Origin of the sequence: Frigidibacter oleivorans (assembly GCF_003993775.1) — a bacterium.
GTDB lineage: Bacteria > Pseudomonadota > Alphaproteobacteria > Rhodobacterales > Rhodobacteraceae > Frigidibacter > Frigidibacter oleivorans.
In genome coordinates, this window is sequence record NZ_RJRZ01000001.1 from 157,575 (window position 1) to 175,235 (window position 17,661).

Sequence of the window (17,661 nt, forward strand, 5' to 3'; positions counted from 1 at the left end):
GGGCGGGTCGGCGCGGCCCGCTCGGGCCGCCCGGCAACTCTGCGGCGGCCGCGGCATCCACCGACCCGTGGGCTGTGGCCCTGCCGTGCCGACGTCCAAGCCGCCGGCCGGAACAGCGTCACCCGCCCCCGGCCCTGCCGCTTCGGGCCGCAGAGCGCGCGGGCGGCCGCGTCGATCAGGTGCCCACGGTCGCCCAGGAGGCCCTTGTTCGCCGAACGGGCCTTCGCTCACCGGCCGAAGCAGCGTGACCCGCTCCTGCCCTGCCGCTTCGAGGCGTAGAGCGCGCGGTCGGCCGCGTCGATCAGGCCCCCGCCCACGATTTGATGCCGAGGCTTCCTCGACCCGCAAGCGGCGGCCCTGCCGTGCCATCGACCGCCCCCACAATGTTCGCGACAGAGCGCCGCCATGGACCGCCCTCATTCCCCGGCGGCGCCGGAGGGTCCGCCGCCCGGCCGGAACAGCGTCACCCGCCCCCGGCCCTGCCGCTTCGAAGCGTAGAGCGCGCGGTCGGCCGCGTCGATCAGGGCCGCGGGATCGCCCCGCAACCCGGTCGACAGCGCGATCCCGAGGCTGCCGCCGACGCGCAGGCTGTGGCCCTGCCAGTCCATCGGCTCGGCAATCCGCGACAGGATCCGCTGGCCGAGCGCGCGGGCCTGCGCAGGATCGGCCGCATCCTCCAGCAGCAGCACGAATTCGTCGCCGCCGAGGCGGGCCACCACATCGCGGGCGCGCGTCGCCTCGCGCAGGATGCGGGCCACGGCGGTCAGGACGGCATCGCCCGCGGCATGGCCCAGCGTGTCGTTCACTCGCTTGAAATGATCGAGGTCGAGATGCGCCAGCGCAAACCGGCTGCCCCGCCGCAGCGCCGCCTCCAGCGCCACGTCGAAGCCCCGGCGATTGCACAGCCCGGTCAGCGGGTCGGTCGCGGCCTCGGCCACCGCGCTTTGCCGGGCCCGGTCGAGCCGCCGGGTCAGCGCCTGCAATTCCCGCATCACCGCGGTCTTCGCCTCGATCAGATACAGCATCTCGACCGCGAGGTCGGTGGCGGCGAAATCGCTGTCGGTCAGGCCGTGGTCGCACACCGCCTCGGCCACGGTCAGGCCGAAGGACAGGTTCATCAGCGCGCCATCGCCGAGCGGCAGGCAGATGCCGCGCAACGGCGTGAAGGGCGGACGCTGCAGGGTCAGGTGCAACCGCTGCCCGCCCGCCGCGCGCAGCTGCGACATCCGCGTCATCTTGCGCGGCCGGCCGACGCGGAACAGGTCGAACACCCCCACACCCCGCAGGCCGCCGCCGCAGATCTTTTCCAGCGTCGGACCGGCGGCGACCGCCCGGCCGGCGGCATCGACATGCAGGTGCATCGGCATCAGCCGGGCGAGGATGGCGGGCAGCAGTGTCAGTCCCCCGGCCGGCCCGCCCCCCGCCGCCGGTGGGCCGGACCCCGCATCGCCCTGACCGCCGGGCCCCATCCGCGTCTTCATCCGCGCCCTGCAGGCTGCGCCAGATCGAAGCGGCGACCCGGCGACCAGCCGCTGGCCAGTATCTGTACGGAAATCCGCCGCCCGCCGCGGCTGCGGTGCAGGTCGATCATCGCAAGCGCGCCATAGTCATCGGCCATCGCCCGGAACAGTCCGGCGAAGAGGGGCGCGAAGACTTCCACCAGCGGGGCCGGCCCCGCGACATGCACCGCCAGCCGGCCGTCGCGCGCGGTCAGCCGCAGGTCGGGCAGCGCAAGGTCCGGCACGGCCAGCCGCGCCCGCCCCGGCAGATCCTCGAGCGATTTCAGGAATTCGGGGTAGTCGACGCCGCCGAAGCGCAGCAGACGGCGCAACGGTTCCTGCGCCGCGAGCCAGCCGCCCATATCCTCCAGCAGGGCATCGCGCGGCTTGTCCAGCCGGTCCGCCGCCGCTTGTGCCAGCGCCAGCGTCAGCGGGTCGGGATAGGTCAGCATCGGCTCGAACCCGTCGGGGCCGATGCCCGCGGCATCCGCCGCCGCCTGCCACAGCGCCGCCCCGTAGCTTTGCCGCAGGAAGGCCTGCAGCGACCGGTTCACCAGACCGTGCATCTTGCCCCCTCTTCGGCCGCGTCGCCGGCGGAGGGTAAGGCGCGCCGTGTTACCGGCGGGCTAACGGCGCCCGGCCGGTCCGAACAGCGGGATCAGGGCAGCAGGATCAGATCGGCCCCGCCCGCCTTCAGCGCCGTCACGTCCGGGGGCGCGAGCGTGAACTGCCCGTCGAGGATGGCGCCGATGACCGCCGGGGCCGAGGGCTCGGGCAGCCCGCCCGTCAGCAGCGGCACGCCGCGTTGCCCCTCGCCCCCCGCCGACAGGAACGCCATGCGGTCGAGCCGCCCGCCGCCGCCATCGGTCAGCAGCATCGCCTCATCGCCGGGCGAGGAGGCCAGGAAGTCGCCGATGACCAGTACGCAGCCGGGCCTGTCTTCGGCATCGCGGCGGTTGCAGGCCTGGGTCCATTGCTCGACTTCCCATGTCCGCAGGCCCGCCGCGACCCAGTCCGGCAGGGCGCGCCCCTCGGGCCTTACGGGCAGCAGGTCCAGCAGGGCCGTCACCGCCGCGCCGTCGGGCGCGATCGCGTCGACCTGCCAGCGATCGGGGGCGGCCCGCAGCGCCGCGATGCGCGCGGCCAGCGCCGCGTCGCCCGACGCCTCCAGCCGGGCAAGCGCGCGGGCGCCGGGGCGGCCCCAGTCCCATTGCATCTCGGCCAGGGGCAGGTCCGCCGCGGGCATCCGGCCGGACCGATAGCGCGCGACCTGATCACGGGCCGCGATGGCCTCGGCGTTCAGCACCGGCGTCAGCCACAGCGCCGCCACCGCCAGAAGGCCCGTCGCCATCAGCACATTGGCCCGCCGCAGCGCCGCCATCCACCGCGTCCCCGCCAGCGCCGCACAGCCGGCATAGGCCAGGCCATAGGCCAGCACCACCCCGGCCAACACCAGCGCCGCGACCCGTTCGGGGGTGAAGCCATAGTCGCCGATCCGCAGCAGCACCGCCCACAGGGCCAGCGCCCCCAGCACCGGCAGGGCCAGCGCCATGCCGCGCGCCGCGCCGCGGGTGAGGGGCGAGCGCGCCTCGTCCTCCGGCCCGCGGTCGGCGGTGACCGAGACCAGCGACACCCCGGCCAGGGCGATGGTCATCAGCGTCGCCGCGGCCGAGAAATCGCCGAACAGCCCCGACAGCCCGCGCAGCGGCAGCGCGGCGAGGAAGATCGCCACCACCGCCAGCAGCGGCGACAGCAGCAGCCGCGCCAGCCGCAGCACGAGGAAGGGCGACACGATATCCGACAGTTCGGCCACGACGGCCAGGCCGAGGCCGAGCGCCGTTCCCGTCACCAGCCAGATCGTGACCGGCTCGCCCGCCAGATCGCCGATCAGGCCGATGCCCACCAGCGACAGCAGCAGGTCCGACAGCCAGACCACCGCCCAGACCACCGCGGCGAACAGCCAGGCCGCGGCATAGCGCATCACCACGTTCCAGGCGGCGAGGAACAGCACGGGGTAGTCGTCCCATCCCCGCCCGACACGCGCGGCGATCAGGAAGGGCAGCGGCAGCATCGTCAGCACCAGCGCCGCCAGCAGCTTGTCGGGGCCGTCGAGGAACTGTCCCACCCTGTCAAAGCGCAGGCTGGCCACGACCGACAGCAGCGCCACGATGACCGCCAGCGGCAGCGCCGCCAGCAGCGCGAGCCGGGGGCGGATCTGCCCGGCCAGACCGAGCGCGGCGGCGAAATAGGACGCGGCGGCGATGCTGGCGAAAAGGTGCCAGCGGCTGCCGAACCTGTCCGACAGCACATCCGTCAGCATCCAGCCCGCAAGGCCGCCGGCAGTGCCGATCAGCGCCAGCGTCGCCCGATGCGCCCCGATCCGCCGCGCCGCCTCGGCCGCGGAGGATGAACCGGCGGGTTCGGCGGGAATGTCCGCGTCCTGCTCCACATCCGCCATCGCAGCCTCCCCTTCACGTCCGGGGCGAGGCTAGCCTCTCTGCCCGCCGGGGGCCAGAGCGGGCGGCGTCAGTCGGCCGGTGTCAGTCGGGCGGCATCAGTCGGGCACTCCGCCCTCGGCCTTGCGCCGGGTGACGAAGGCGGCCAGTTCCTCGCGGATGGCGGGATCCATCGGCGGCGGCCGGTGATCGGCGAGGATCGCCCTGAAGGCCAGATGCGCCCGTTCGGCCGTCCAGATGCCGCCATCGGCCTGCCAGGCCTCGATGCTGCGCCGGTCGCTGACCCCCGCCGCGCCCGGCGTCGCCCCCGAACCGGCCCCCAGGCCCGCCGCCCGCTGCGCCTGCGTGTGCGGATGGGCCAGGAAATGCCCTCCCGGCCCCACCTCGGCGATCGCGTCGAGCGCGATCTCCTCCGGCCCCGCCGCGGTCAGGCCCGGTTGCAGATAGCGCTGGATCATCGTCAGCATCTCGCAATCCAGCACGAACTTCTCGGGGCTGGCGGTCAGCCCGCCCTCGAGCCAGCCCGCCGCGTGATAGACCATGTTCGCGCCGGACTGCACCGCCGACCACAGGGCGTTCGACGTCTCCCACATCGACTGGCCGTCGGGGACATTGGCCGAACAGGCGCCCGATCCGCGCAGGGGAAGCCCGTAGAACCGCGCCATCTGCCCGGCCATCTGCGCCGCGCGCATGTTGTCCGGCGTGCCGAAGGCCGGCGCGCCGGAGGCCGGGTCCACGTTCGAGGTGAAGGTGCCGAAGATGCAGGGCGCGCCCGGCACCACCGTCTGGATCAGCGCGATCGCCGACAGCGCCTCGGCCAGGGACAGCGCCACCGCCCCCGCCAGCGTCACCGGCGCCGTCGCCCCCGCCAGCGTCACCGGCGTCACCATCACCGCCTGTCCCGCCCGGGCGCAGCGCAGCGCCCCGTCGATCATCTGCCGGTCATGCTTCAGCGGCGAGGCGGAGTTGATGTTGGTATAGGTGCGGGGCGCGGCCCGAAACGCCTCGGGCGTCAGGCCCGCGGCGATGCGGATCATCTGCAGCGCATCCTCCACCCGCCCCTCCCCCAAGGCATAGGCATGCACGACCTTGTCGGTCAGCAGCAGCGTGTCCTGCAGGCAGTCCAGATGCCGGATGGCGGCGGGGCTGTCGGCGGGTTCGACCGGATAGCCGCCGACGAAATGGATGCAGTCGAAATGCTGGGCGAGGATCAGCAGGTTGCGAAACCCCGCCATGAAGCCCGGCACCCTGCCGGTTTCCAGGTCGCGGTAATGCGGCGGCGAGGACACGCTGCCGAAGGCCAGCGCCCGGCCCCCGACCGGGATGCGCCGGTCCGGGTTGCGCGGGGTGATCGCGAATTCGGCCGGACAGCGGCGCAGCATCTCGCCCACGAAGGCGGCGTCCATCCGCACCAGATCGTCGCGGACGATGCAGCCCGCGCCCCGGAAGACCGCCAGCGCCTCGTCGTTCTGGAACCGGATGCCGATCTCCGACAGGATCCGCATCGCGCCGTCATGCAGCGCGGCCACGCCCTCGGGCGACAGCGGCTCGACCGGGCTGTCGGGGTTGAGCGGCACCTGCCAGCCGGAGCGGATGATCGCCGGCGCCCCGGCGCGGGTGCCGCGGCGCCGGATCTCTGCCGTCCGGCCGGCGCGCGCCGTGCCCCTGCCCGCGCTGCCCGCGTCACCCGCCATGCCTGCCTCCTGCATCCACGGGCGCAGGATCGGACGGGGGAGGTCGCGCGTCCCCGCGCCGCGCGACAGGCTTGCGTCGTTTTCGGGACAGGGCAACCGCGCGACGGAAATGGATCAGGCCGCGGTTTCCCGCGCGCCCGCCAGCGCCGGCCGTGCCGCGCGGCCGGCCAGCCAGTCCGGCAGATGGCCGATATCGGGCAGCACCTGATCGGCGAAGGGCGACAGATCCTCGGCCCGGGCCAGCCCTGTCAGCACCGCCACCGCCGTCATCCCCGCTGCCCGCGCCGCATGCAGGTCATGCCGGGTGTCGCCGACCATCGCCACCTGCGCGGGCATCAGCCCCTGCGCCTCGGCAAAGGCCAGCAGCTGCCCCGGCGCGGGTTTGGAGCCGTGGCCGCTGTCGAAGCCCGCGACGAAGTCGAACAGATCCTCGACCCCCGCGGCGGCGAGATGCGCCCGCGCCGGGCCTTCGGCATCGTTGGTGGCGACGCCCAGCCGAAGGCCGCGCCCCTTCAGCACCGCCATCAGCGGCGCGAGTGGCACCGCCTGGGCCTGCGGGGCCTCGGCGGCCAGCTGGTTCATCCGCGCGACCAGCGTCAGCGGGCTGGCCCCCGGCAGATGCGGCAGCAGCGCCTCGGCGATCTCGCCCGGCGTCCCGGCGATCACCGGGCTCCACGGCAGGAACCGCTGCTGCGGCAGGTCGTAGCCGATGGCCTCGCCCAGGATCGCCGCGCGGGCCGGATCGTCCCCCGCGAGGTCCATCAGCAGCGCGCGCGTCCAGGCCCCCCATGTCGCGACGAAGTCGAACAGGGTGCCGTCCTTGTCGAAGACGATTCCGCGAATGTCGGACATGTGAATCTCTCTCCCCGGACCAAGGTGGCCGATGGGGGCCGCGATTGCAACCGTGACGGGCAGCGCCGGCCGGGGCGAGGTCAGGTCCAGTGCGGATCGCCCCCGCCCGGCAACAGCGCGCGGGCGGCCAGCGGCGCCTCGGGCGGAAGGCCGCTGGTCCGCGCGAAGGCGAGGATCGTGGCATCGTCGGCCAGCAGGAAATCCAGCACGGCGGCAAGGAACAGCGGGTCCCCGACCCGGTCGCGCAGGTCGGCGGGGGCGCATCCCGTGGCGTTCAGGAACTGCGGGAAGACCTCGTCCTGCGCCGCGATCCAGGCGAGGGCGGACAGGGCGACCGTCTCGGCCGCGTCCCGCGTGGTGACCGTTCGCTGCCCCGCCATTCCGCCTGTTCTCCTGTCGGCCCATCCGTCACCGGCACCGATAGCAGCCCCGGCCGACGCGGAACAGACCCGGCCCGGATCGGCGGCGGATGGCCGGGTAGTAGGCCGGAAAGGAAATGTTAACTCTTCGCCCCGATCTATGAGGACGGGAGGCCCGGAACGCGGCCCGACCCCGAACAGCCGTGAAGAGGCGCAGATGGCCGGCAGGATCCTCATCGTGGACGACGTTGCGACGAATCGCATCGTGCTGAAGGTGAAGCTTGCCAATGCCTGCTATGACACGCTGCAGGCCGCCGACGGGCAGGAGGCCTTGCTGCTGGCGCGGCGGCACCGGCCCGACCTCGTACTGCTCGACCTGCGGCTGCCCGACATGGACGGGCTGGAGATCTGCCGCCGGCTGAAGGCCGATCCCGCCACCGCCCGCTCTGCCGTGGTGATGCTCAGCACCGAGGCCGGCCCCGGGCAGGCGGGCGCCGCCGCGCGCATCGCCGCGCTGGAGGCCGGGGCAGAGGACATCCTCGGCAAGCCGGTCGATGACGGGCTGCTGCTGGCGCGGCTGCGCAGCCTACTGCGGGGGCGCGAGGGCGAGGAGGAACGCCGCCTGCGCGAGGCGGCGGCGTTGCCCGACCCCGGCATCGCCCCCGGGATCGCCCTGGCGGCAGGCGCCTTCGCCGGACGGCCGACCGCCGGTCGCGCCTGTGCCGCCGACGGTCCGGCGCCGCGTCCTGCGGGGCCACGCCCCCCGGCACTGGCCGAGGCCGCCGCCCCCTATCTGACGCCGAATCCGGCCCCGTGCCGGCGCGACCTGCCGGCCGGCACCATCGCGCTGGTCGCCTCCCGGCGCGATGCGATGCTGGGCTGGAAACGCGACCTCGCGGCGCTCTTGCCGCATCGGCTGCAAATCCTCGACCCGGCGGCGGTCTTCGCCGGGGCGGACCGTGCCGGGGATGCGCCCGACGTCTATCTGATCTGCACCGCGCCGCGCGACGGGGGCAGCGGCCCGGGCCGCTTTCGCCCCGACCTGCATGATGGCGGCCCGGTCGAGGGCAGCCTCGGCAGCGACACGCTGAAATTCATCGCCGAACTGCGCGCACGACGCGCGACGCGGCACGCGGCGATCTGCGTCGCCGCCCCCGCCGGAGCGGCCGAGACGCTGGCGATGGCGCTCGACCTGGGCGCGGCGGATGTGATGGACACCGCCTGCACGCCCTCCGAAATCGCCCTGCGCCTCGACCGCCAGCTGCTGCGCAAGCGCGAGGCCGACCGCGACCGCGCGCGTCTGGCCGAGGGCCTGCGCCACGCCCTGACCGACCCGCTGACGGGCCTGCACAACCGGCGCTATGCCCTGCCGCGACTGGCCCAGATCGCGGAGCAGGCGCGCCTGACCGGACGCTGCTTCGCCGTCATGGTGCTGGACCTCGACCGGTTCAAGCTGGTGAACGACGGCTGGGGCCATGCCGCGGGCGATGCGGTGCTGCGCGAGGTGGCGCAGCGGCTGATCGCGAACCTGCGCCCCCGCGACCTGCTGGCCCGGCTGGGCGGCGAGGAGTTTCTGGTGGTGATGCCCGACGCCGACGAGGACCGCGCCCTGCAGGCCGCCGAGCGCCTGCGCCGCGCGATCGAGGCCCGCCCGGTCGCCCTGCCGGACGGGGGGGTGGTGCCGATCACCGTCTCCGTCGGGCTGGCCATGGGCGGCGCCGCGCGCGCGCCGGTGCTGACAGACCGCCTGCTCGACGCCGCCGACCGCGCGCTGCGCGGGTCGAAGGCCGAGGGTCGCAATCTGGTGACGATCAGCCCGGCCGCGTGACGGGTCGCGGACGGGAGGGGCGGCGTCGCGGTGCCGGATCGGCGGTGACCATGCTTGACCGGGGCGCGCCCGGTCGCCCCACCCGACAGAGCGGCGGTGCCAATAGCCGTCTTCATCGGGCTGGCGATGGGCGGCGCCTCGCGCGCGCCGGTGCTGACCAACCGCCCCTTCACCCGCGCAACCCCGCAGCCGGGACGCTGTGCCGGTTGCCCGCTTTCCGGCCCCGCGGCCACCGCCCGGCTCATTGCCTTCAGTCCGGGCGGCCAGCCGCGCCGCGCCCGCCCCGAAGTGCCCGCCTTGAACCGCCCGCCCCCCGAACCCGCCGGCGCGTCACGATTCCGCATCCGCCGCGGGAGCAAACATCGTCCCGCCGGGTTCTCATGCCATGGACTTCATCCTCGACTTCCTTCGCGACACCGCGACCGGTCCCGTTCTGGTGATCATCGCCGCAGGCCTGCTGATCGCGCTCGTCGCCTGGCTGCCGCTTGCGCTGCGGGGTCTGCCGCTGTCGCTGCCGGTCGTCTGCGTGGCGATCGGCGCGGCAATCTTCTCGCTACCGCATGTACCGCCGGTGCCCTCGCCGCTGGACCGCCCGCATATCGCCGAACGCTATGCCGAGTTCATCGTCATCGTGGCGCTGATGGGCGCGGGGCTGAAGATCGACCGCATCTTCGGCGTCCGGCGCTGGCGGATCACCTGGCGGCTGATCCTGCTGACCATGCCGCTGAGCATCCTCGCCATCGCGCTGCTGGGCGGCTTCTGGATGGGGTTGCCCTGGGCGGCGGCGGTGCTGCTGGCGGCGGCGCTGGCACCGACGGATCCGGTGATGGCCGCCGATGTGCAGGTCGGCCCGCCGCGGACGGGCGCCGAGGACGAGGTCCGCTTCGGCCTGACCTCGGAGGCCGGGCTGAATGACGGCGCCGCCTTCCCCTTCGTCCACCTTGCCATCGCCATGTCGCTGGCTGCGGCGACCGGCGAGCCGTTCCTGCGGGACTGGTTCCTCGAGGCCGTCCTTTGGGAGATCGCCGCGGGCGTCGGCTGCGGCTGGCTAATTGGCCGCGCCTTCGGCTGGATCACCTTCCGCATCCCGGCCGAGACGAAGCTGGCCCAGACCGGCGACGGGATGATCGCACTGGCCGCCACCTTCGTGTCCTACGGCGTGACCGAGGCGGTGAACGGCTACGGCTTTCTCGCCGTTTTCGTCGCGGCGCTGGCCTTCCGCGACGCGCACCGGACCCATGACTTCCACCGCGAGATGCACGACATCACCGAACAGGTGGAGCGGGTGGCGATGATGGTGCTGCTGATCTTCTTCGGCGGCGCACTGGTCGGCGGACTGCTGGCGCCGCTGCGGGCGGTCGACGTGGCGGGCGTGCTCGCCATCCTGCTGGTGATCCGGCCGCTGGCGGGGTGGCTGGGGCTGGCGGGGCTGCCGCTGGCCCCGGGCGAACGGTGGGTCATCGCCGTCTTCGGCATCCGGGGCGTCGGGTCGATCTACTACCTCGCCTATGGCCTGAACCACATGCAGACCGGCGAGGGCGCGCGGCTGTGGGCCATCACGGGTCTGGTAGTGCTGTGTTCCGTGCTGATGCACGGGCTGACGGTGACGCCGATCATGCGCCGGCTCGACCGGGGGCGCGGGGACGACCCGGACGCACCGGACGCACCGGACGGCCCCCGCGGGACGGACTGAGCGCCCCCCGGGGCGGCATCGGCCCCACAGGCCCGGAAAACTTGCACCCACGGCGCCGGTTCAGGTTGACACGGGCGCCCCCGGGGTTGTCTTGTCGCCCCGCTCTGACGACGCCCGCCAGGTTCATTCCCCCAGCAGGTCGATCATGCCTTCGCCGCCCGCGTTCCGGGCGGCCCTGACCGCCTGTTTGAATGAATGCGCGGCCCGCCCCGTACCGGGCCGCCCGCGAGGAGACCACCATGCCGTCCCGACCGAATTTCCGCCGCGTGGCCCTGGCCACGGGCACCGGCCTGCCGCTGCTGATGCTGTCCGGCCTTGTCGCCCATGCGCAAACCGAAGCCGACCCCTACCAGCTGGACGAGATCGTCATCACCGCGACCGGCCGCGACCAGCAGATCGCCGACGCGCCGGCGACGATCACCGTCATCACCTCGGAACAGATCGAGGGCCGCGCCTATACCAATGTCACCGACATCCTGCAGGACACGCCCGGCATCTCGATCGAGAACGGTGGCAAGCTGAACGCGCCCTCGGTGACGATCCGGGGCATGACCGAGAACTACGTGCTGTTCCTCGTCGACGGCCGGCCGCTCGGCGACACGCAGGACGCCTTCTACAACGGCTGGGGCGGCGGGCAGAAGACCTCGCTGCTGCCGCCGCCTTCGGCCATCGAACGGATCGAGGTGATCCGCGGTCCGATGTCCTCGCTCTACGGATCGGCGGCCTCGGGCGGGGTGATCAACGTCATCACCAAGAAGGTGGGCGACGTCTGGACGGGCTCGATCACGGCAGACGCGACGGTCCCGGAGTCGTCGGACGCAAAGACCGGGACGCAGGGGCGCTTCTATGTCAGCGGCCCGCTGGTCAGGGACCGGCTGGGCCTGACCGTCTTCGGCTCGGCCTATGACCGCGACTCGGACGAGGTCGAGGGCGGTTCGCCCGAAACGCATCGGGACTCGCTGGGGCTGCGGCTCGACTGGCGGATCGACGCGGCGCAGGACCTGACCTTCGACGCCAACATCGTGACGCAGGATTACAAGGACTATGCCGAACTGACCGGCGAGGCCGGCGATGTCGAAAGCGAGGAACTGCGCTTTGGCCTGACCCATGTGCTGCGCTGGGGCGCCGGGCACGAAACGACCAGCTTCCTGACGCAGGAACGGCTGGAGGTGGAGAACGGCGATCTGGTCTCCGCCTACGAGATGCTGAACTTCAACACCAAGACCGCGATGACCTTCGGCGACCACAATGTCGTCGCCGGGCTCGACTGGCGGAACGAGACCACCGAACATGACGAGGCGCGGTTCACCGGATCCGTCGCCACCGATCTGGAACGCTGGCAATATGCGGTCTTCGCCGAGGACGAGTGGTGGATCACCGACCGTTTCGCGCTGACGCTGGGCGGGCGCTATGACGAGAATGAAAACTACGGGTCGCACTTCACCCCGCGCGTCTATGGCGTCTTCCACCTGAACGACCAGCTGACGCTGAAGGGCGGCGTCAGCGCGGGCTACAAGGTTCCCGCGCTGAAGCAGGCCGACGACAACATCGTCGAACCGGCGGGCCGGGGCGCGGGCTGGGATCAGGGCAACACCGACCTGCAGCCGGAAGAAAGCACCAATTACGAGATGGGGCTGGTCTGGAACGCGCCGCGGGCGATCCAGCTGGGTCTGGTGGCCTATCACACCAGGTTCGAGAACAAGATCGACCGGGAATATGTCTGCGAAACGCCCGACGGATCGCCGCCGAGCTGCACCTACAACGGCGAGACGCGCGAGTGGATCCGCCAATACGTGAACCGCGACGCGGCCGAGCTGAACGGGGTCGAACTGACCTTCGACATGCCGCTGGGTCCGGTCGACATCAGCGCCAACTACACCTGGCAGGACAGCGAGATCACCAGCGGCGCCGGAGAGGGCGAGCCGCTGAACGACCTGCCCGAGCATATGGCCAACCTGCGGCTGGACTGGGAGGCGACCGACCGGCTCGATGTCTGGGGCAGCGCCCGCTACAAGAGCGAGACGGTGCAGGACGAGGACGCCACCCCCGGCTACACGCTGGTCGACATGGGCGTGGAGTACGAGTTCACCGACAGGCTGCAGGGCTTTGCCGGGGTCTACAACGTCTTCGACAAGACCATCGACAGCGACACCTACGGCAAGGTTCTGGACGGGCGCCGCCTGCACCTCGGCATGACCTCGACCTTCTGAGCATCGCCTTGGCCCGGCCATTCCGGCCAGTAAACTGGGCCGGACCGGCGGCGCGCCGCGCTACTCGCCGGCCCCGGCCATGTCGAGGATGCGGGCCAGATCGGCGGTGGCGAGCGGAACCGGGTTGCCGCGGGTCGACGAGGCCGCCGCCGCGGCCTCGGCTACCGCCGCGATATCGGCGCGGCCCACCCCCATGTCGCGCAGCGAGGGCAGGCCCGCGCCGCGGGCCCAGTCCGACAGCCGCGCGGGCGCGTCATCGGCAGAACCACCCAGCACCGAGGCGATGGCGGCGCAGGCCGCGTCGATCCGCGCCCGGGCGGGGCCGGTGGCGCGGTCGCGGTTGACGTTCAGCGCCGGGCCGAGCAGCAGCCCGCAGATCGCCCCATGCGCCGCCCCGGTCCGCCCGCCGATCACGCCCGCAAGCCCGTGCACCGCGCCGAGCCCGCCATTGGCCAGGGCGAGCCCGCCTGACAGCGAACACCAGGCCATCGCGTCACGGGCCGCCCGCCGCCGTTCGTCGGCCGGGTCCTGCGGTCCGTCGACCAGCTGCACCAGCGCCGCGAGGCCCGGCGCCATCGCGCCCCGGGTCAGGGCATCGGTATAGGGCGTGGCGCGGCAGCTGACGAAGGGTTCGATCACCTGCGCCACCGCGTCGAGCCCCGAGGCCAGCGTCACCGCGCGGGGGCAGTCGTCGGTCAGTGCAGGGTCCACCACCGCCAGCCGCGCCAGCATCCGGTGGTCGCGCAGGCTGACCTTGCGGCCATGATCGGGCAGGCCGATCACCGCGTTCTTCGTCACCTCCGCCCCGGTGCCGGCGGTCGTGGGAATAGCGACGAATGGCAGGGGCGGTGCGTGCAGGGGACGTGCGCGGCCAACCACCTCCAGATGGTCCAGCGGATCGCCCGCCGCAGGGATCAGCGCCGCCAGCGCCTTGCCAAGGTCCATGGCAGCGCCTCCGCCAACGCCGGCGATCCAGAGCGGGTCGAACGCTCGCGCATAGCCCAATGCCTCTTGCAGGTCGGGCAGGGTCGGCTCGCCCCGGCTGGGCCAGCGCATCAGGGCACACCCGTCCAGCGCCTCGGCCAGCCAGTCGGATCGCGCGAAACTGGCGCCATGCACGATCACCCCCCGGTCGCCGAAAGCGCGGATCAGGTCGGGCGCCTGCGCCGCCACGCCGCGGCCGAACAGGATACGACCCGGCATCTCGATGGAGAACGGGTCCATCAGAAGGATATGGTCGCGGCGATGGCCCGGGTCCAGCGAGCGAATTTCGCATCGCGTTCGGCCTCGTCCATCTGCGGTCTGAACTGGCGGTCGAGGGCCCATTGCGCGGCAAAGCGGGTCTCGTCGGTCAATCCGGCCTGACGGGCCGCAAGCCAGGCCGCGCCGAGGGCGGTCGTCTCCGTCACCTGCGGCCGGTCCACGGGCGCGCCCAGGATGTCGGCGAGGAACTGCATCGTCCAGTCGCTGGCCGCCATCCCGCCATCCACCCGCAGCACGTTGTCGCCGGACCCGGACGGTCTGGCGCCCGACCAGTCGGCGCGCATCGCCTCGATCAGGTCGCGGGTCTGGAAGCCCACGCTTTCCAGTGCCGCCCGCGCCAGTTCCGCAGGGCCGGAGTTTCGCGTCAGGCCGAAGATCGCGCCCCGGCAGTCGGGCCGCCAGTAGGGCGCGCCAAGCCCGGTGAAGGCCGGGACCAGCACCACGCCCTGCCCCGGGTCGGCCGCCTCGGCCAGGCCCTGCGTCTCGCCCGCCGCGCGGATCATCCGCAGCCCGTCGCGCAGCCACTGGACGACCGCGCCGGCGATGAAGATCGACCCTTCCAGCGCATAGGTCATGCGCCCGTCCAGCCGGTAGGCGACGGTCGTCAGCAGCCGGTGGGTCGAGGGCACGCGGTCCGCCCCGGTGTTCATCAGTGCGAAGCAGCCCGTTCCATAGGTCGATTTCATCATGCCGGGGGCAAAGCAGGCCTGACCCAGGGTCGCCGCCTGCTGGTCCCCCGCGACGCCGAGGATCGGGATCTCGCGGCCGAACAGGTCGGCCCGCGTCACGCCGAAGGAGGCGGCGCAATCCCGCACCTCGGGCAGGATCGCGCGCGGCACGTCGAACAGCGCCAGCATCGCGTCATCCCAGTCGCCGGTGCCGATGTTCCACAACAGCGTGCGCGCGGCATTGGTGGCGTCGGTCGCATGTACCGCGCCGCCGGTCAGCTTCCAGATCAGGAAGCTGTCGACGGTGCCGAAGGCCAGCGCCCCGCGTGCCGCCCGCTCGCGCGCGCCGGGGACGTTGTCCAGCAGCCAGCCGATCTTGGTGGCCGAGAAATAGGGATCGAGCAGCAGCCCCGTCCGCGCCGTCACCTCCGGCTCGTGTCCCGCCGCGATCAGCCCGGCGCAGGCATCGGCGGTGCGGCGGTCCTGCCAGACGATGGCGTTGTGGATCGGCTCGCCGGTGGCGCGGTCCCAGATCAGCACCGTCTCTCGCTGGTTGGTGATGCCGATGGCGGCGATGTCGGCCGCCGTCACCCGCGCCTTCTCGATCGCCGCCCGCGCGGTGCCGGCGACGGTGGCCCACAGGTCGGAAGGATCATGTTCCACCCAGCCCGGCCGGGGATAGTGCTGCGCGAATTCCTCCTGCGCCGCCGCCACCGGGCGAAGCTCGGCATCGAAGAGGATCGCGCGCGAGGATGTGGTGCCCTGGTCGATGGCAAGAACATGGGTCATGGCGTCTTCTTTTTTCCTTGCGGCAGGCGGCGGGACCGCACAGGCCCCGCCGCACCCCGTTCATCCTTCGCTGCCGCGCCGCTGGCGCGTCAGTTCCGCCAGGAGGCGATCAGCTCGTCGTAATTGACCGTCTCGCCCGCCGGCTCCTCGTTGTCGAGCTTGGCCACCGGGGCACCCGGCGCGTCGAGCCAGACATGCGGATCCTGCGGCTCGTTCAGCTTCGGCCCGATGTCGCCCTGCACCCCGGCGCGTTCCAGCCGTTCCAGCACCCGCTCCTGCTCTTCGCACAGGGCGTCGAGGGCCTCTTGCGGGGTCTTGGCGCCGGACATGGCGTCGCCGATGTTCTGCCACCACAGCTGCGCCAGCTTCGGATAGTCGGGGATGTTGGTGCCGGTGGGCGACCACTGCACCCGCGCGGGCGAGCGGTAGAATTCCACCAGACCGCCCAGTTCCGGCGCCCGTTCGGTGAAGCTGTCGTGCTGGATCGTCGATTCCCGGATGAAGGTCAGGCCGACATGGCTTTTCTTCACGTCGACGGTCTTCGAGGTGACGAACTGCGCATAGAGCCATGCGGCCTGCGCCCGCTCCACCGGCGTCGATTCCATCAGCGTCCAGGCTCCGGCGTCCTGATAGCCGACCTTCATGCCGTCCTGCCAGTAGGCCCCGTGCGGCGAGGGCGCCATCCGCCATTTCGGCGTGCCGTCCTCGTTCATCACCGGCAGGCCGGGCTTGACCATGTCGGCGGTGAAGGCGGTGTACCAGAACATCTGCTGGGCGATGTTGCCCTGCGCCGGGACGGGACCCGCCTCGCCGAAGGTCATGCCCTGCGCTTCGGGCGGCGTGTATTTCTGCAGCCACTCGATCGCCTTGGTCACCGCATAGACGGCCGCCGCGTCGTTGGTCGCCCCGCCGCGCGCCACGCAGGACCCGACCGGACGGCTGTTCTCGTCCACCCGGATGCCCCATTCGTCGACCGGCAGGCCGTTCGGTTCGCCCACGTCGCCCATGCCGGCCATCGACATCCAGGCATCGGTATAGCGCCAGCCGAGCGAGGGGTCCTTCTTGCCGTAGTCCATGCTGCCATAGACGCCCGTCGCCGGACCCCCGACATAGGACATGTCGCGGCCGGTGAAGAATTCGGCGATGTCCTCATAGGCCGTCCAGTTCAGCGGCACGCCGAGGTCGTAGCCGTACTTGGCCTTGAAATCCTCCTGCGTCTTGGCGTCGCTGAACCAGTCGTAGCGAAACCAGTAGAGGTTCGCGAACTGCTGGTCCGGCAGCTGATAGACCTTTCCGTCCGGTCCGGTGACGAATTGCAGGCCCACGAAATCCTCGAGGTCGAGGTTCGGGTTGGTCACCGCCGCGCCGTCGCCCGCCATCCAGTCGGTCAGGTTTCGGGCCTGCTGATAGCGCCAGTGGGTGCCGATCAGGTCGGAGTCGTTGATATAGGCGTCGTAGATGTTCTCGCCGGTCTGCATCTGGGTCTGCAGCTTCTCGACGACGTCGCCCTCGCCGATCAGGTCATGCGTGACCGTGATGCCGGTGATCGCGGTAAAGGCGGGCGCGAGCACCTTGGATTCGTATTCATGCGTCGTGATCGTTTCCGACACGACCTTGATTTCCATTCCCGCATGGGGCGCGGCCGCGTCGATGAACCACTGCATCTCGGCTTCCTGCTCTTCGCGGGTCAGCGACGACAGGTCGCCGATTTCCGCATCGAGGAAGGCGCGCGCGGCCTCCATGTCGGCCCAGGCCGGGCTCAGCCCGGTGGCCATCAGTGCCGCGGCCATTGCCGTGGCTGTGGTGCGAAGTCTCATGGTTCTCCTCCCTTATACAGCGTTGTCGTTTCGTCACCGGCCCGCGGCCTCCTCCCGCGGGTCGGTTCCTTGTCGTTTCGTCTAGACCCAGCGGAACACTGCCGCGGCATAGACGAGGCACAGCGCGAGCGCCCACCAGAGCGGCGAGCCCGCGAAGAACAGCCAGGCAAGGCAGATGAAGGCCGAGCCGAGCAGCGAGATGAACAGCCGGTCGCCGCGCGTCGTCTCGATCCGCAGGATCCCGATGCGGGGCGTTTCCGGCAAGCGGATCGCCAGCAGCGTGAAGATGACGAGCAGCGCCCCGATCACGTAGAAGAACAGCGCCCCGGGCAGCGTCCAGGCCATCCAGCCCGAGGCGATCATCGGCGCGAACCAGTCGATCGCGCCGTCGCGGCGCGGGGCAGCCGCGAAGATCGCGGCAAGGATCGCCAGCAGGATCAGGCCGGTGGCCAGCGCGATCAGTCCCCATCTGCCGCGGGGGCCGGCGGCGGTGCGGGCGGCGGGGGCGGACGCTTCGGTGCCGGACATTCGGT

Annotated in this window: 13 protein-coding genes; 3 read left to right on the plus strand and 10 right to left on the minus strand. The window is 71.9% G+C overall.

The genetic code is table 11. The annotated features are described in order from the left end of the window. Positions 1 to 416 precede the first annotated feature (416 nt). From EEY80_RS00860 to EEY80_RS00885, 6 genes are all read right to left on the minus strand, one after another. Entirely contained in the window at positions 417 to 1,481 is a 1,065-nt protein-coding gene (locus tag EEY80_RS00860; protein ID WP_235829669.1) for a GGDEF domain-containing protein, read from the minus strand. Further along, on the minus strand, positions 1,478 to 2,065 hold the full coding sequence (locus EEY80_RS00865) for a heme NO-binding domain-containing protein (RefSeq protein ID WP_126974674.1): 588 nt from the start codon (positions 2,063 to 2,065) through the stop codon (positions 1,478 to 1,480). Before EEY80_RS00865 ends, EEY80_RS00860 begins: the two co-directional genes overlap by 4 nt. 92 nt (positions 2,066 to 2,157) lie before the next feature. Next, complete coding sequence (locus EEY80_RS00870; protein WP_126974675.1) at positions 2,158 to 3,957, minus strand: DUF4153 domain-containing protein; 1,800 nt, start codon at positions 3,955 to 3,957, stop codon at positions 2,158 to 2,160. A gap of 96 nt (positions 3,958 to 4,053) precedes the next feature. Further along, positions 4,054 to 5,649 carry a trimethylamine methyltransferase family protein gene (locus EEY80_RS00875; RefSeq protein WP_126974676.1) on the minus strand — a complete coding sequence of 532 codons (1,596 nt, stop codon included), beginning with the start codon at positions 5,647 to 5,649 and terminating at the stop codon, positions 4,054 to 4,056. Positions 5,650 to 5,763: 114 nt separating this feature from the next. After that, on the minus strand, positions 5,764 to 6,501 hold the full coding sequence (locus tag EEY80_RS00880; protein ID WP_126974677.1) for an HAD family hydrolase: 738 nt from the start codon (positions 6,499 to 6,501) through the stop codon (positions 5,764 to 5,766). 80 nt (positions 6,502 to 6,581) lie between these two features. Beyond that, positions 6,582 to 6,881 carry a DUF3572 domain-containing protein gene (locus tag EEY80_RS00885; RefSeq protein ID WP_126974678.1) on the minus strand — a complete coding sequence of 100 codons (300 nt, stop codon included), beginning with the start codon at positions 6,879 to 6,881 and terminating at the stop codon, positions 6,582 to 6,584. 196 nt (positions 6,882 to 7,077) lie between these two features. Between EEY80_RS00885 and EEY80_RS00890 the strand changes: the two genes are divergently transcribed. From EEY80_RS00890 to EEY80_RS00900, 3 genes are all read left to right on the plus strand, one after another. Next, positions 7,078 to 8,688, plus strand: a complete 1,611-nt coding sequence (locus EEY80_RS00890; RefSeq protein ID WP_126974679.1) for a diguanylate cyclase — start codon at positions 7,078 to 7,080, stop codon at positions 8,686 to 8,688. 385 nt (positions 8,689 to 9,073) lie between these two features. After that, on the plus strand, positions 9,074 to 10,381 hold the full coding sequence (locus EEY80_RS00895) for a cation:proton antiporter (RefSeq protein WP_126974680.1): 1,308 nt from the start codon (positions 9,074 to 9,076) through the stop codon (positions 10,379 to 10,381). A 239-nt stretch (positions 10,382 to 10,620) separates the two neighbouring features. Continuing rightward, entirely contained in the window at positions 10,621 to 12,591 is a 1,971-nt protein-coding gene (locus tag EEY80_RS00900; protein WP_164738091.1) for a TonB-dependent receptor domain-containing protein, read from the plus strand. Between the two features lie 60 nt (positions 12,592 to 12,651). Here the strand turns inward: EEY80_RS00900 and EEY80_RS00905 are convergent, their stop codons facing one another. The 4 genes from EEY80_RS00905 to EEY80_RS20340 form a co-directional block, all read right to left on the minus strand. Then, positions 12,652 to 13,815, minus strand: coding sequence for an iron-containing alcohol dehydrogenase (locus EEY80_RS00905; protein ID WP_126974682.1), 1,164 nt, complete (start codon positions 13,813 to 13,815; stop codon positions 12,652 to 12,654). Continuing rightward, positions 13,815 to 15,311, minus strand: a complete 1,497-nt coding sequence (gene glpK, locus EEY80_RS00910; protein WP_126974683.1) for a glycerol kinase GlpK — start codon at positions 15,309 to 15,311, stop codon at positions 13,815 to 13,817. The genes EEY80_RS00905 and glpK overlap by 1 nt, the downstream gene beginning before the upstream one ends. Before the next feature lie 89 nt (positions 15,312 to 15,400). Further along, positions 15,401 to 17,128 (minus strand): ABC transporter substrate-binding protein, encoded by a 1,728-nt coding sequence (locus EEY80_RS00915; protein WP_126974684.1) that lies wholly within the window; start codon positions 17,126 to 17,128, stop codon positions 15,401 to 15,403. 81 nt (positions 17,129 to 17,209) lie between these two features. Next, positions 17,210 to 17,656, minus strand: coding sequence for a DUF2160 domain-containing protein (locus EEY80_RS20340; RefSeq protein WP_164738092.1), 447 nt, complete (start codon positions 17,654 to 17,656; stop codon positions 17,210 to 17,212). Between the last annotated feature and the right edge of the window lie 5 nt (positions 17,657 to 17,661).

Coding starts and splice junctions, on each gene's coding strand:
- EEY80_RS00880 (WP_126974677.1), bottom strand. CDS start 6,501: ATGTCCGACATTCGCGGAATCGTCTTCGACAAGGACGGCACCCTGTTC.
- EEY80_RS00865 (WP_126974674.1), bottom strand. CDS start 2,065: ATGCACGGTCTGGTGAACCGGTCGCTGCAGGCCTTCCTGCGGCAAAGC.
- EEY80_RS00890 (WP_126974679.1), top strand. CDS start 7,078: ATGGCCGGCAGGATCCTCATCGTGGACGACGTTGCGACGAATCGCATC.
- EEY80_RS00885 (WP_126974678.1), bottom strand. CDS start 6,881: ATGGCGGGGCAGCGAACGGTCACCACGCGGGACGCGGCCGAGACGGTC.
- EEY80_RS20340 (WP_164738092.1), bottom strand. CDS start 17,656: ATGTCCGGCACCGAAGCGTCCGCCCCCGCCGCCCGCACCGCCGCCGGC.
- EEY80_RS00915 (WP_126974684.1), bottom strand. CDS start 17,128: ATGAGACTTCGCACCACAGCCACGGCAATGGCCGCGGCACTGATGGCC.
- EEY80_RS00905 (WP_126974682.1), bottom strand. CDS start 13,815: ATGGACCCGTTCTCCATCGAGATGCCGGGTCGTATCCTGTTCGGCCGC.
- glpK (WP_126974683.1), bottom strand. CDS start 15,311: ATGACCCATGTTCTTGCCATCGACCAGGGCACCACATCCTCGCGCGCG.
- EEY80_RS00860 (WP_235829669.1), bottom strand. CDS start 1,481: ATGAAGACGCGGATGGGGCCCGGCGGTCAGGGCGATGCGGGGTCCGGC.
- EEY80_RS00870 (WP_126974675.1), bottom strand. CDS start 3,957: ATGGCGGATGTGGAGCAGGACGCGGACATTCCCGCCGAACCCGCCGGT.
- EEY80_RS00875 (WP_126974676.1), bottom strand. CDS start 5,649: ATGGCGGGTGACGCGGGCAGCGCGGGCAGGGGCACGGCGCGCGCCGGC.
- EEY80_RS00895 (WP_126974680.1), top strand. CDS start 9,074: ATGGACTTCATCCTCGACTTCCTTCGCGACACCGCGACCGGTCCCGTT.
- EEY80_RS00900 (WP_164738091.1), top strand. CDS start 10,621: ATGCCGTCCCGACCGAATTTCCGCCGCGTGGCCCTGGCCACGGGCACC.